The organism is Kushneria sp. Sum13 (assembly GCF_052692355.1).
This window is the reverse complement of the sequence record NZ_CP199847.1, coordinates 1,970,879-1,983,211: the sequence shown is the minus strand read 5'-3', so window position 1 is coordinate 1,983,211 and position 12,333 is coordinate 1,970,879. Positions and strand designations below refer to the sequence as shown.

Annotated in this window: 12 protein-coding genes; 10 read left to right on the top strand and 2 right to left on the bottom strand. The window is 59.9% G+C overall.

The window, feature by feature from the left end; all coding sequences use genetic code 11:
• The first annotated feature begins 11 nt into the window (after positions 1-11).
• The 7 genes from ACUN8C_RS09355 to ACUN8C_RS09325 all read left to right on the top strand — a co-directional run bounded on the left by ACUN8C_RS09355 (position 12) and on the right by ACUN8C_RS09325 (position 7,288).
• On the top strand, positions 12-644 hold the full coding sequence (locus ACUN8C_RS09355; protein ID WP_445618965.1) for a phosphoribosylanthranilate isomerase: 633 nt from the start codon (positions 12-14) through the stop codon (positions 642-644).
• 156 nt (positions 645-800) lie between these two features.
• Positions 801-1,733: an acetyl-CoA carboxylase, carboxyltransferase subunit beta gene (gene accD / locus ACUN8C_RS09350; RefSeq protein ID WP_445618964.1), complete on the top strand. Its 933-nt coding sequence runs from the start codon at positions 801-803 to the stop codon at positions 1,731-1,733.
• Between the two features lie 5 nt (positions 1,734-1,738).
• The gene (gene folC / locus ACUN8C_RS09345) at positions 1,739-3,004 is read left to right on the top strand and encodes a bifunctional tetrahydrofolate synthase/dihydrofolate synthase (protein ID WP_445618963.1); all 1,266 of its coding nucleotides are present in this window, start codon (positions 1,739-1,741) and stop codon (positions 3,002-3,004) included.
• Between the two features lie 27 nt (positions 3,005-3,031).
• Complete coding sequence (locus tag ACUN8C_RS09340) at positions 3,032-3,811, top strand: SPOR domain-containing protein (RefSeq protein WP_445618962.1); 780 nt, start codon at positions 3,032-3,034, stop codon at positions 3,809-3,811.
• Positions 3,808-4,362, top strand: a complete 555-nt coding sequence (locus tag ACUN8C_RS09335; protein WP_445618961.1) for a CvpA family protein — start codon at positions 3,808-3,810, stop codon at positions 4,360-4,362. Before ACUN8C_RS09340 ends, ACUN8C_RS09335 begins: the two co-directional genes overlap by 4 nt.
• A 59-nt stretch (positions 4,363-4,421) precedes the next feature.
• Positions 4,422-5,939, top strand: a complete 1,518-nt coding sequence (gene purF / locus ACUN8C_RS09330) for an amidophosphoribosyltransferase (RefSeq protein WP_108842148.1) — start codon at positions 4,422-4,424, stop codon at positions 5,937-5,939.
• Positions 5,940-6,094: 155 nt separating this feature from the next.
• Complete coding sequence (locus ACUN8C_RS09325) at positions 6,095-7,288, top strand: O-succinylhomoserine sulfhydrylase (protein ID WP_445618960.1); 1,194 nt, start codon at positions 6,095-6,097, stop codon at positions 7,286-7,288.
• A gap of 61 nt (positions 7,289-7,349) precedes the next feature.
• Here ACUN8C_RS09325 and ACUN8C_RS09320 read toward each other — a convergent pair whose 3' ends face one another.
• The gene (locus tag ACUN8C_RS09320; RefSeq protein WP_445618959.1) at positions 7,350-8,306 is read right to left on the bottom strand and encodes a LysR substrate-binding domain-containing protein; all 957 of its coding nucleotides are present in this window, start codon (positions 8,304-8,306) and stop codon (positions 7,350-7,352) included.
• A gap of 159 nt (positions 8,307-8,465) precedes the next feature.
• Between ACUN8C_RS09320 and ACUN8C_RS09315 the strand changes: the two genes are divergently transcribed.
• The 3 genes from ACUN8C_RS09315 (at position 8,466) to ACUN8C_RS09305 (ending at position 11,069) form a co-directional block, all read left to right on the top strand.
• Positions 8,466-8,936 (top strand): hypothetical protein, encoded by a 471-nt coding sequence (locus ACUN8C_RS09315; protein WP_445618958.1) that lies wholly within the window; start codon positions 8,466-8,468, stop codon positions 8,934-8,936.
• A gap of 158 nt (positions 8,937-9,094) precedes the next feature.
• Positions 9,095-10,441 carry an MATE family efflux transporter gene (locus ACUN8C_RS09310; protein ID WP_445621850.1) on the top strand — a complete coding sequence of 449 codons (1,347 nt, stop codon included), beginning with the start codon at positions 9,095-9,097 and terminating at the stop codon, positions 10,439-10,441.
• A gap of 115 nt (positions 10,442-10,556) precedes the next feature.
• Positions 10,557-11,069, top strand: coding sequence for an EF-hand domain-containing protein (locus ACUN8C_RS09305; protein WP_445618957.1), 513 nt, complete (start codon positions 10,557-10,559; stop codon positions 11,067-11,069).
• 59 nt (positions 11,070-11,128) lie between these two features.
• Here ACUN8C_RS09305 and ACUN8C_RS09300 read toward each other — a convergent pair whose 3' ends face one another.
• Entirely contained in the window at positions 11,129-12,319 is a 1,191-nt protein-coding gene (locus ACUN8C_RS09300) for an amino acid aminotransferase (RefSeq protein WP_445621849.1), read from the bottom strand.
• Positions 12,320-12,333: the final 14 nt, after the last annotated feature.

Genomic DNA, 12,333 nt, shown 5'->3' with positions numbered 1-12,333 from the left:
GACCTTTGCCAATGCGAACCCGAATCAAGATCTGTGGACTGACGCGCGAAGCGGATGTCGATGCCGCTGTTGCGGCGGGTGCCGATGCACTGGGGTTTGTCATGTGGCCCGGCAGCAAGCGGGCGCTGACGCCCGAGCGGCTTGCGCAGCTCAGCGCTCGGGTACCGCCTTTTGTGACCCGGGTAGGGCTGTTTGTTGATCAGACGCCGGATCTCATTGCCGGCTGCGCGCCCTGGCTTGACATGCTTCAGTTTCACGGCGAGGAGCCGCCCGAAGCCTGCGAGATTTACGGCATGAGCTGGCTCAAGGCCCTGCGCATGCGCGATGATATTGATCTTCATGAGCAGGCCAGGCGCTATCATCAAGCGCGTGGCCTGCTGCTGGATGCCTATCGCCCCGGCGTGCCGGGAGGGACCGGCGAGATCTTTGACTGGTCGCGGGTGCCAGGAGATCTGGCGCTGCCGATCATACTGGCCGGTGGTCTGACGCCGGATAACATCGCGCGGGCCGTCGATCAGGTCGCGCCTCACGGGGTGGACGTCTCCGGTGGGGTGGAGGTCGCTGCCGGGTGCAAGGATCATGACCTGATCAAGGCCTTTATTGACGGGGTACAGGCGGCCGATGTGGCCCCGGCCTCGCGCTGATGCTGACAGGCGGTAAGCAGGGTTATGCCGGTGTACATGCACGCCGGGCTGGCCCTCACTGCCGTCGATGATTGATAATGGGGCCATGCGCCATGTGCTGTTTTCGGCGCGCCCATTTTAAAGACTGACCATCAACGATATGGAAGCCCTTTCTCGATGAGCTGGCTCGACAAGATTGTTCCTTCAATGGGGCGTACTGCCCGTACCGATCGTCGCAATAACATTCCCGACGGCCTGTGGCGCAAATGTCCCAATTGTGAGGCTGTCCTTTATCGGCCCGAGCTTGAGCGGCATCACAATGTCTGCCCCAAGTGTGATCACCACCTGCGTTTGAACGCACGTCGCCGCCTTTCCTGGTTTCTCGACAGTGAGGGGCGCGAAGAGATCGCCGCTCAGCTCGAGCCGGTAGATCGCCTCAAGTTTCGTGACTCCAAGAAGTACAAGGACCGTCTGGCCGGGGCACAAAAGGCCACCGAAGAAAAGGATGCCCTGATCGTCATGAAGGGGACCCTGGATGGCCTGCCGGTCGTGGCGGTGGCGTTCGAGTTCGAATTCATGGGCGGCTCCATGGGCAGCGTCGTGGGCGAGAAATTCGTGCGCGCTGCAACGCTTGCCCGGGAAGAGAAGCGTCCGCTGGTCTGCTTTGCGGCCTCCGGTGGTGCGCGCATGCAGGAGGCGCTGTTCTCGCTGATGCAGATGGCCAAGACCTCGGCAGCTCTGGAGCGCCTGCGTGAAGCCGGTACCCCCTATATCTCGGTGCTGACAGATCCGGTCTTTGGCGGTGTGTCGGCCTCGCTGGCCATGCTGGGCGATCTGAACGTGGCCGAGCCCAATGCCCTGATCGGCTTTGCCGGGCCGCGCGTTATCGAGCAGACCGTGCGTGAAAAGCTTCCCGAAGGCTTTCAGCGCAGCGAGTTTCTGCTGGAGCACGGCACGGTCGACATGATCATTCACCGCAGCGAGATGCGCACGCGTCTGGGTCGTATTCTGCGCACGCTGACCGATCGTCCCTCCGAGCCTGCCGTGACCATGCTGGAAGACGTGGAAGGGGATGATGGGACACCGTACAGCGCCGAGGCTGCGCGCTGATCATCATGTCTTGCACATTGACACAGTGGCTGGCCCACCTGGAAAAGCTTCACCCGGTCGCCATTGACCTGGGGCTTGATCGCATTCGCGTCGTGGCCGAACGTCTGGGGCTGCTGTCCGGCCTTATTGCACGCCAGGTGGTCACCGTGGCCGGCACCAACGGCAAGGGGTCGACCGTGGCCATGCTGGAGGCCGTGGCGCGTGCCCACGGCCTGAGCACGGCCTGCTATACCTCGCCCCATCTGCTGCGCTATAACGAACGCCTTCTTTTTGACGGTGACGAGGTCAGCGATGACGCCCTGATTGACGCCTTTGAGCGCATCGAGGCTGTACGTGGTGATACCGGGCTGACCTATTTTGAAATGGGAACGCTGGCGGCATTGGTCATTATTCGTGATCGTGCCCCGGACATGGCCATTCTTGAGGTCGGGCTGGGCGGTCAGCTGGATGCGACCAACATCATTGATGCCGATATCGGCATTGTGACCAGCGTCGCGCTTGATCATGCCGATTTTCTCGGCACCGATATCGAAAAAATCGGCGCCGAGAAGGCCGGCATCTTGCGCGCCGGTCGGCCGGCCATTCTGGGCAGTCGACACATGGTTAAAAGCGTTGCGGCACATGCTGCTGCGCTACCGGTGTCCCACTGCCTGGTACTGGGGCAGGATTTTGACTGGCAGCGTGAAGAGAGTGGTCGCTGGCTATGGCAGCATCCGGCCGGTGCATTGGCTTCTACATTGACATCGCTTCCCGACCCCGGCCTGCCGCTGGACAATGCTGCCAGTGCTCTGACGGCGCTTGAAGTGCTGGGCATACCGCTTGAGACCGAAAGGCTTGAGCAGGCCTTTTCCGGCATTCGACTGGCAGGACGCATGCAGCGCATCGGGCGTTACTGCCTCGATGTGGCACATAATCCGCATGCCGCCGGCTATGTGGCCGATCAGTTGGCGCAAAGGCCCGTCACACGTCGGGTGGCCCTGCTGGGCATGCTGGGTGACAAGGATGCCGAAGGGGTGATCGATGCGCTCTGGCCGGTGGTTGATGACTGGCTGGTGGTGACGCTTTCGGGGGCACGCGCGCGCCCGGGCGACGCTCTGGCAGAGATCATTCGAGCTCGTGGCGGGCAGGTCATGGCCGTGGCTGATGGTCCGGCAGCAGGGATCGACTGGCTTGAACAACATTCACAACATGATGACGTACTGGTTTGTGGCTCCTTTTTTACCGTGGCAGAAGTACTGGCTCGGCTCGAAAGGGGCGAGGGAACCGCGTAACAGGGAGAGAGTCGCATGAAATACGGCATGCGTGAGCGCATTAGCGGTATCGTCATTATCGTGGCACTGGCGTTGATCCTGCTGCCCATTTTGTTTGGCGGATCAGACAAGGACAAGGAAAAGGCCGGCGATGACTCGTCAGTGGTTATCGAGCAGCCCATCGAGATGTCACAACCAAAGGTGTCCGAGCCGCAGTCACCGCTGCCCAGCGACAACGTCAGCACTGACGACGCCACCAGTGATCGATCCGGCCAGGCCAGTCAAAGCAATCAGCTCTTCCCGGACCACGAGCGTGAACCGGCATCGACACGGACGCCGACCTCCAGCGAGCCGTCCTCTTCGCCGACCGAATCACGCGACAGCACGGCGTCACGCGCCGACACGACCTCTTCAACCAGTACCGGCTCGACCCGTCATTCTTCAGCCAGTACCAACAAGCCGGCCACGCCTTCACGAGACAGCAGTAGCGCCAGCACGACGCGTCAGACACCGGCCCGCAGTGATGATTCCTCGGGAGACCCGATCATGGCCGCTGCCAACCGTAACAGCCACAGTGCTCCGCAGCCTTCCGCCAGTGGTGGCTGGGCCGTTCAGGCCGGCAGTTTCGGGCAGCCCGGTAACGCAGATCGCCTGATCGAGCAGCTCAAGTCGCTGGGCTTTTCGGCCTACAAGCAGCCGCGTGGCGAGCTCAATACGGTCTACGTCGGTCCTTTTGGCTCGACCGAAGAGAGTGAGCAGGCACGTAGCGCGCTACAGGAAAAGGCCAACATCAAGGGGCTGATTGTTCGCCGCGAAGGTGGTCAGTGAGCTGGACCTGGATTGACTGGGCGTTTGTCATCATTCTGGGATTTTCTGTCCTGTCGGGCTTTGCGCGTGGCTTCATTCGCGAAGGACTGGGGCTGGCCGCGTGGATTGCCGCGCTGCTGACGGCCCGGGCCCTGGCAGAACCTGCCGCCGGTCTTTTTGCCGACCATATCGACAGTCAGCAAATTCGATTGGTGGTCGGGTTTGTGCTGGTGGTATTTGTCGTGCTGCTGCTGGCCAATATGGTGATCAGACTGCTGCACGCCATGATTGAATGGGTAGGTATGGGGTTTTTCAATCGTTTGATGGGCGCTGGATTCGGCCTGCTGCGAGGTGGCTTTGTCCTTGTGGTGATCGTGGCCGTGGTCGGATTGACCCCGTTGAGCCAGACCGACGACTGGCAGCAGTCGACCTTTTTACCCTGGGTCGAGCAGGGACGTGATCTGGCCATTCGCCAGTATCAGCAGCTCGACAGGGATCAGTCCCTCATGGATGAAGCATCGCAGCGCGCTCGTGAACTGCAAGGGCGTCTGCCACGGCAGATGTCGCAATGATCAAGCGATCAGTACGGCCGGCAATACACCGGCAATCACCGACAGCGAGGATGTAACGCATGTGCGGTATCGTGGGCCTGATGGCCAACTCGATGGTAAACCAGGCAGTTTATGATGCGCTGACGGTGCAACAGCACCGGGGCCAGGATGCTGCCGGCATGATGACCTGGGACAATGGGCGCTTTTTGCTGCGCAAGAGCAATGGCCTGGTGCGCGACGTCTTTCATACGCGTCACATGCAAAGACTCAAGGGCAATATCGGCATTGGTCACGTGCGCTATCCGACCGCCGGTTCTGCCAGCGAGTCGGAGTCCCAGCCCTTTTATGTCAACTCTCCCTATGGGATCGCGCTGGTCCACAACGGCAATCTGACCAATTCCGAACAGCTCGTGGCCGAACTGTTCAATGCCGATCTGCGCCACATCAATACCAGTTCGGATTCCGAGGTACTGCTCAATGTCTTTGCCCACGAGCTGGGCAAGCAGGGGCATCAGCTGGAAGCCGAGGACATCTTTGATGCCATTCGTCGGGTGCATCGTCGCTGCAAGGGCGGCTATGCAGCGGTGTCGATCATCAATGGCAAGGGACTGGTCGCCTTTCGTGATCCCCATGGCATTCGTCCGGTAGTCTTCGGTCGGCGCGATACGCCGGAAGGGCCGGAGTACATGATTGCCTCTGAATCCGTGGCGCTGGACGTGGCAGGCTTTGAGCTGATCCGCGACCTGGCACCGGGCGAGGCGCTCTACATCGATATGGCGCGCAACCTGCACACACAGCAGTGCGTTGAAAAAGCCCGGCTCACGCCCTGCATCTTCGAGTATGTCTATCTGTCCCGCCCGGATTCGATCATTGATGGGGCCAATGTCTACGCCACGCGCATGCGCATGGGGCAAAAGCTTGCCGAGAAGATCAAGCGTGACTGGCCCGAGCAGGATATCGATGTCGTGATTCCCATTCCCGATACCAGTCGCACGGCGGCGCTGGAGCTGGCGCTGCATCTGAACGTGGCGTATCGCGAAGGCTTCATGAAAAACCGCTATATCGGGCGCACCTTCATCATGCCGGGGCAGACCCAGCGTCAGAAGTCGGTGCGTCAAAAGCTCAATGCCATCGATATCGAGTTTTCCGGCAAGAATGTTCTGCTGGTGGATGACTCCATCGTCCGCGGCACCACCTGTAATGAAATCATTCAGATGGCTCGCGAGGCTGGCGCCAAAAACGTCTATTTCGCCTCTGCAGCCCCTGCGGTGCGCTATCCCAATGTCTACGGCATCGATATGCCCGTGGCCATGGAGCTGATTGCCTTTGACCGCACGAGCGATGATGTGGCCGAGATGATCGGTGCCGACCGGTTGATCTATCAGGACCTTGACGATCTCAAGGAGGCGGTCAGAGAGATCAATCCGGACCTTGAAGAGTTTGACTGCTCGGTCTTTGATGGCTGCTATGTGACCGGTGATATCGATCCGGACTATCTTGCCCGGCTTGAAATCTCCCGTAGTGACGCTGCCAAGCAGCAATCCAGCGGTGGCCATGCGCAGGTGGATCTGCACAACGATGTCGAGGAAGTTGACTGATCCCCGCGGTCGCGGCAGGGTAAGGTGTCGCTAAAGGGTATTCATTGAATGACCGGGCCATGCGCCCGGTCATTTTGTTCATGACGATGACGGGCGAAGCTGCCCCGGGCCGTTTTAAATGATGTCACGGTCTTCGACCATTCAAGGAAGCCACCATGTTTGAAAAAGACGCCCAGAGCGACCATCTGCATCCGGATACGCTGGCCATTCGGGCCGGCCATCAGCGCACCCATGAGCAGGAACACAGCGAACCGATCTTTCCCACCTCAAGCTTTGTCTATGAAAGCGCCGCTGAAGCCGCGCGCAAGTTCTCCGGCGAAGAGCCCGGCAATGTCTATTCGCGCTTTACCAATCCCAGCGTGCAGACCTTTGAAGCCCGGCTGGCAGCGATGGAAGGGGCCGAGGCCTGTGTAGCCACGTCATCAGGCATGGCCGCCATCATGTCGACCGTGCTCGGACTGCTGGAAGCCGGTGACGAGATCGTCGCCTCGCGGGCGCTTTTTGGCTCCACGGTCAGCCTGTTTGCCAAATATTTTGGCAAGTTCGGAGTGGTGACCCATTTCGTGGAGCTTTCCGATCTGGAGAGCTGGAAGGCGGCCATGACGCCGCGTACGAAACTGCTGTTTGCCGAGACGCCTTCCAACCCCTTGTCCGAGATTGCCGATATTCGCGCGCTGGCCGATATTGCCCATGACCACGGCGCCTGGCTTGCCATCGATAACTGCTTTTGCACGCCGGCGCTTTTGCGCCCGATCGAGCATGGGGCCGATCTGATTATCCATTCGGCGACCAAGTATCTCGATGGGCAGGGTCGTGCCATCGGCGGCGCCGTGGCCGGTCGCGCCGATCTGGTCAAGGAAGTGCACGGGGTGGTACGTACCTGTGGCCCGAGCATGAGTCCCTTCAACGCCTGGATTTTTACCAAGGGTCTTGAAACGCTGGGACTACGCATGCGCGCGCACTGTGACAATGCGCTGGCACTGGCGAAATGGCTCGAGGCGCATCCCGGTGTGGAACGGGTGCACTACAGTGGTCTGACGTCCCATCCCCAGCATGCGCTGGCCGCACGTCAGCAAAGCGGCTTCGGCGCCGTGCTGGGCGTGGAAGTGAAGGGCGGACGTGAGGGGGCCTGGTCGGTGATTGACGCCACAAGGCTCTTGTCGATTACCGGCAATCTGGGCGATCTCAAAACCACCATCACCCATCCCGCCACCACGACGCACGGGCGCCTCAGCGATGAACAGCGGGCCACGGCGGGCATTACGGAAGGCTTGATCCGGATTGCAGTGGGCCTTGAGCATCTCGAGGACATCAAAAAGGATCTGACCCGCGGGCTCGACGCCCTTTAAGGCATAGCCTGTCCACCCATCAGGGCCTCAGGCGCTTGCCTGGGCGCTGATGGGTCTGTTCTCAGGCCATCGGGTCATAGCCCTGCAGCATGCCGATTCGTGGCATGTTGCGCTCCCATATTGGCGGCTCTCCCACGACTTCCTGCAGACACTCGATAAAGCGTCGGGTCTTGAGCGAGAGAAACTCGCGATGGGGATAAACCATATAAATATCGGGGCTCGGCGCCAGTCGTAGCTCGGGCAGGATGGGAAACAGTTTGCCGTCGCGAAAGGCGTCTTCCAGCATGAAGGCAGACATTACCCCATAACACAGCCCCACCAGCATGGCTCTGACCATGATTTCGGGTTCATTGGTTCGAAAGTGCGAGTTGAATGCGCCACGGACGATCGTGTTGTGCTCGTTGTAATAGTGCAGATAGTCCAGCGTCAGATCGTCGCGCGAGTAAGTCACGGCCGGTAATTGCAGTAGCTCCTCGACACTTTCAGGCAGGCCGTGTCGTTGAATGAACTCGGGACTGGCGCAGATGACCCGATGATTGCTGGCCAGCGGGCGGGCAATGAGCGATGAGTCCCGCGGCTCGCTGATGCGAATGACCAGATCGTAACCGCCGGCGATCACGTCGACATAGGCGTTATCGAGCTGCAGCTCGACATGCATGTCCTGAAAGCGTCGCATGAAAAGCCCCACTGCCGGCCCGATATAGCGCCGGCCAAAGTCCGTGGGGGCATTGATGCGTAAAACACCGCGCGGTTCGCTTTGATGGGCCTCCGCCACATGGCGGGCATCTTCAAGAGCGGTGCGCAGGCGCAGGGCGCGATGATAGATCTCCCGTCCGACATCCGTGAGATGCACCACACGGGTCGAGCGGTTGAAAAGTCGCACCTCCAGTTCCTTTTCCAGCTGTCGGATCTGGCGTGAAATAACCGAACGGTCAACGTGGCGCAGGTCAGCGGCACGCGTAAAACTTCCGGCCTCGACCACTTCGGCAAGGAGTAAAAGACGGCTGGACAGATCCATGACTGCTTACGCTCTCCCGGCTCGAATGTTGCGTTTTTGGCAACATGAAATTGTTATAGGGTGCATCGATCAGAAGTGCTTTCAGGCGGAAGATATATCTATCAACACGGGCGCTGACAAAACAAGCCCGAGATATACCACACTGAAAAGGGACATGACATGACACGCACACTTCTGATCGCTGCGCTTTCACTGACCACGCTGATGGCACAGCAAACCATGGCTTCCACTACTGAAGGCCAGTTCATGAAGGCCAACAATGGCGCGACGCTCAACACCAGCAGCAGTACGCTGTCGCGTTCCGCGGTTGCCACTGCCGAAGGACTGACCGGCACCTATTATACGGCTCAGGGTGCCCCGCATCGTTTCCAGTTCAATGTCGAGAATGGCGGTCAGATTCAGCTGGCCAGTCGTCATCCGGCAGGAGCACACAATACGGCCTATCGCCTGAATGCCATGGTGCTTGATCAGCAGGGCCAGATCGTGGCCAGCAGTGCCAGCGATGCACAGGGCAATTTCAACATCGATAGCAACCTGGCGGCCGGGCAGTACACGCTGGTAGTGGATGGTCACACCACCCAGAGCCCCTCGAGCTCGGACAGCAGCTACGAGATCCTCACCTCGATGTAACCCGAAAGCCTCTGCCGGCCCGTACGCCGCCAGAAAACGACGGTCCGGGAAAGCAGGCATTGCCTGCTTTTTTTTGTGCATAAGGTTAGACTGCGCGCCGCATTCCCTTTCATCCCATCAACTCTGGAGGTGCTGTGGCATCGCCTCAAACCCGAGAAATGGGTAAAACCCTGTGGCACCAGACACTGCCGATGGCCGTGGGCGTGATGGCGCTTCTGGGCTTCAATCTGATTGATAGTATCTTTATCGCGCGCCTGGGCACCCAGCCACTGGCGGCACAGTCGTTCACGTTTCCGGTGGCGACGGTCATCATTGGGGTACAGGTCGGCTTTGGCATTGCCATTGCAGCCTTGATCTCCCGCGCGTTGGGGGCTGATGAGCCGGCCCGCGCTCGTCGGCTGGGCAGTCTTGTACTGCTGGGCGGCAGTGCTGCCATGCTGTTGCTGCTGCTGGTGCTCTGGCTTTTGGAGCCGATCATTTTCCGCCTGCTGGGGGCCAATGAAGCCACCATGGTGCTGATCCATCAGTACTGGGGGCCCTGGCTGCTGGCCAGCTGGATCGGGGCGCTGCTGTATCTGGGCTATAGCCTCTTTCGCGCGCATGGGGAAACGCGTCTCCCCGGTCGCATGATGGTGCTGACCAGTCTGATCAATCTTGTGCTGGACCCTGTACTGATCTTCGGCGTGGGGCCTTTCAAGGGCTGGGGGCTGGCGGGTGCGGCATGGGCAACGCTGATTGCCTTTGTCATCGGTCTGCTGGTACTGGCACAAAGCCTTTCCAGGCGTGACTGGCTCAGCGCTTCCGGCCTTCGTCAGGAAGCCGGTGCCTCGCTTGCGCGCTTTATGAGCATTGCGTTACCGGCCATGGCCTCGCAGCTGCTGCCGGCGGTGTCGGCGCTGGCAGCGACCGGTATCGTGGCAAGGCTTGGCGAGGCGGCTGTCGCGGCCTGGGGACTGGCTGCGCGTCTGGAAACCTTCGTCATTCTGGTGGTTCTGGGATTGACCATGTCTCTGCCACCCTGGCTTGGCCGTAGTTTTGGGGCAGGGCGCTGGCAGGAAATTCGCGCGCTGATGAATCTGGCGGCAAGAGTGGTGCTGGTCTGGCAGCTGGTGCTTGGCATTGTGCTCAGTGCCGCCGCCATGCCGTTGGCGGGGCTGCTGGCGGGCAATGAGGAAGTGAGAGGTATGCTGGCCATGCTTTTGCATTTCATGCTGCCAAGCTACGCCTTTTTAGGGATATGCATGCTGGTGGTATCGGCGTGCAATGCGCTTGGCTGGCCACGCCGGGCCGTCACGGTTTCCTTCATGCGGCTTTTTGTCTGCTATTTGCCCTGCCTGAGTCTCGGCGCCTGGCTCGGGGGACTCATGGGGCTGGGTATCGGCGCGGCCATTGGCAACGTGCTGGCCGGCGTGCTGGCCTGGTGGAATTATCGTCGCATACTGGGTGACAAGGGACGCGAGTCGAGTGACATGATCTCCGGCCAGCAGCATGAACGTCTTTCGTGAAGAGTGGCTGCGTTGCGTTTATAGTATTAGTACTCTTTCATGACTGATGGTTCGGAGACGTTCTATGCGCAGAGGGCCAACAAGATATCGTGACAGGCTGTCAGGGCTTGTCATCGTGGCAATGCTGGCCGGGTGTGCGCAGCACTCGACACAGGACAGCGATGCTGCACGGGCAGGCACGTCATCCGATGATGGTTTAAATGTCGATGCGCTCTTTGATCAGGCCAATACCGATGCGCGTAGTGGTCTCAGTGCACTTGATCTGGAGCGTCTGGGGCTGGGGGATCACTGGAACACGCTGGATAAAAACGGTGACGGCCAGATTTCACGTCAGGAGTTTCACCAGCGTCTTGATGATCCTGCCATTTCGCAGCGGCTTCATGCCCTGGCGCAGGGCTCGGCAGGAGAGACTTCGGAGCAGGCCGTGTCTTCTGCCTGGCATTTGCCGCCAGAGTCGCCTTCCCAGACGTGGCAGCGTTCAAACACGTCTTCGACCCCTGCTACATTGAGTGCACCTCCGAGTACGCCTTCGGCCGCGGCATGGGGGGTGTCGGGGGCTTCAGAGGAACAGGCGCCGGCCGAGCCTGCCGCACCGGCAGACAGTTCCGGCGATTCAGCCTCTCCCTGAGACAGGCAGATAAAAAAAGCGAGCCCTCGGGCTCGCTTTTTTATGCTGACGCCGGATCGTTATTTCACGACCGTGGCGATGGCGCGAGCCACATAGTCCAGTGAGTCCCCGGAAAGGCCTGCGATGTTGGCACGCCCGGAACCGACCATATAGATACTGAACTCATCGCGCAGTCGCTTGACCTGTTCCTGACTCAGGCCGGTGTAGGAGAACATGCCACGCTGCTCGGCAATGAAGGCAAAGCGCTCTTCAAGACCGTGCGGGCGAAAGGCTGCCACAAAGTCACTGCGCAGGCCGTTGATGCGCCCCCGCATGTCGGCAAGTTCCTGCTTCCACTGCTCGGTCAGTGTCTGCGAACTCAGGATCTCGGCCACCACGGCAGCACCGTGAGAGGGCGGTGTGGAGTAGTTCTCGCGTGCAGCAATGGCGACCTGGGTGCGCACGTTCTGCATCTGCTCTGAATCGGCTGCCAGCACCATCAGCGACCCGGTACGCTCACGATAAAGACCGAAGTTTTTCGAGCACGAGGTGGTGATCAGCATTTCGTCGAGGGCTTCGGCAAACAGGCGTACGCCGAAGGCGTCCTGATCGAGCCCGTCACCAAAGCCCTGGTAGGCGAAGTCGATCAGCGGCAGCAGCCCGCGTGATTTGATTACTTCAAGAATCTCATGCCACTGCCCCTCGGACAGGTCAAAACCGGTCGGGTTATGACAGCAGGCATGCAGCAACACGATGTCGCCTTTGGGGACTTCCTTCAAGGCGGCCAGCATGGCCTCGAAGTCCAGACGATTATCGGCGTTGACGTAGGGGTAGCGTTTGACCTCGATGCCCGCGGCGTCAAAGATGGCCGGATGATTGGGCCAGGTCGGGTCACTCAGCCAGATGGCGCGGTTTGGCAAATGCGCCTTCAAAAAGTCGGCGGCCAGACGCAGGGCACCGGTGCCTCCCGGTGTCTGGGTCGTGCTGATGCGCCCGGCTTTCAATGTGGCAGAGTCTTCACCCACCACCATCCTGGTGACCGCCTCGGTATAGCGTGAATCGCCATGAGAGCCAATGTAGCTTTTGGTGGCCTCGTTTTGACAAAGCTGCTCTTCCGCCTTCTTGACCGTCGCAAGTACCGGCGTGCGGCCCTGGTCATCACGATAGACACCAACCCCAAGATCAACCTTTTGGGGATTGGAATCCTGCTGATAGGCTTCGATCAGGCCGAGGATGGCGTCCCCGGGAACTCGCTCGATACGCTCGAACATCTTCAATGACTACC

What these genes read in the sequence shown, in the direction of transcription:
- ACUN8C_RS09355 (WP_445618965.1), top strand. Translation starts at nt 12, where the DNA reads ATGCGAACCCGAATCAAGATCTGTGGACTGACGCGCGAAGCGGATGTC.
- accD (WP_445618964.1), top strand. Translation starts at nt 801, where the DNA reads ATGAGCTGGCTCGACAAGATTGTTCCTTCAATGGGGCGTACTGCCCGT.
- folC (WP_445618963.1), top strand. Translation starts at nt 1,739, where the DNA reads ATGTCTTGCACATTGACACAGTGGCTGGCCCACCTGGAAAAGCTTCAC.
- ACUN8C_RS09340 (WP_445618962.1), top strand. Translation starts at nt 3,032, where the DNA reads ATGCGTGAGCGCATTAGCGGTATCGTCATTATCGTGGCACTGGCGTTG.
- purF (WP_108842148.1), top strand. Translation starts at nt 4,422, where the DNA reads ATGTGCGGTATCGTGGGCCTGATGGCCAACTCGATGGTAAACCAGGCA.
- ACUN8C_RS09325 (WP_445618960.1), top strand. Translation starts at nt 6,095, where the DNA reads ATGTTTGAAAAAGACGCCCAGAGCGACCATCTGCATCCGGATACGCTG.
- ACUN8C_RS09320 (WP_445618959.1), bottom strand. Translation starts at nt 8,306, where the DNA reads ATGGATCTGTCCAGCCGTCTTTTACTCCTTGCCGAAGTGGTCGAGGCC.
- ACUN8C_RS09315 (WP_445618958.1), top strand. Translation starts at nt 8,466, where the DNA reads ATGACACGCACACTTCTGATCGCTGCGCTTTCACTGACCACGCTGATG.
- ACUN8C_RS09310 (WP_445621850.1), top strand. Translation starts at nt 9,095, where the DNA reads ATGGGTAAAACCCTGTGGCACCAGACACTGCCGATGGCCGTGGGCGTG.
- ACUN8C_RS09300 (WP_445621849.1), bottom strand. Translation starts at nt 12,319, where the DNA reads ATGTTCGAGCGTATCGAGCGAGTTCCCGGGGACGCCATCCTCGGCCTG.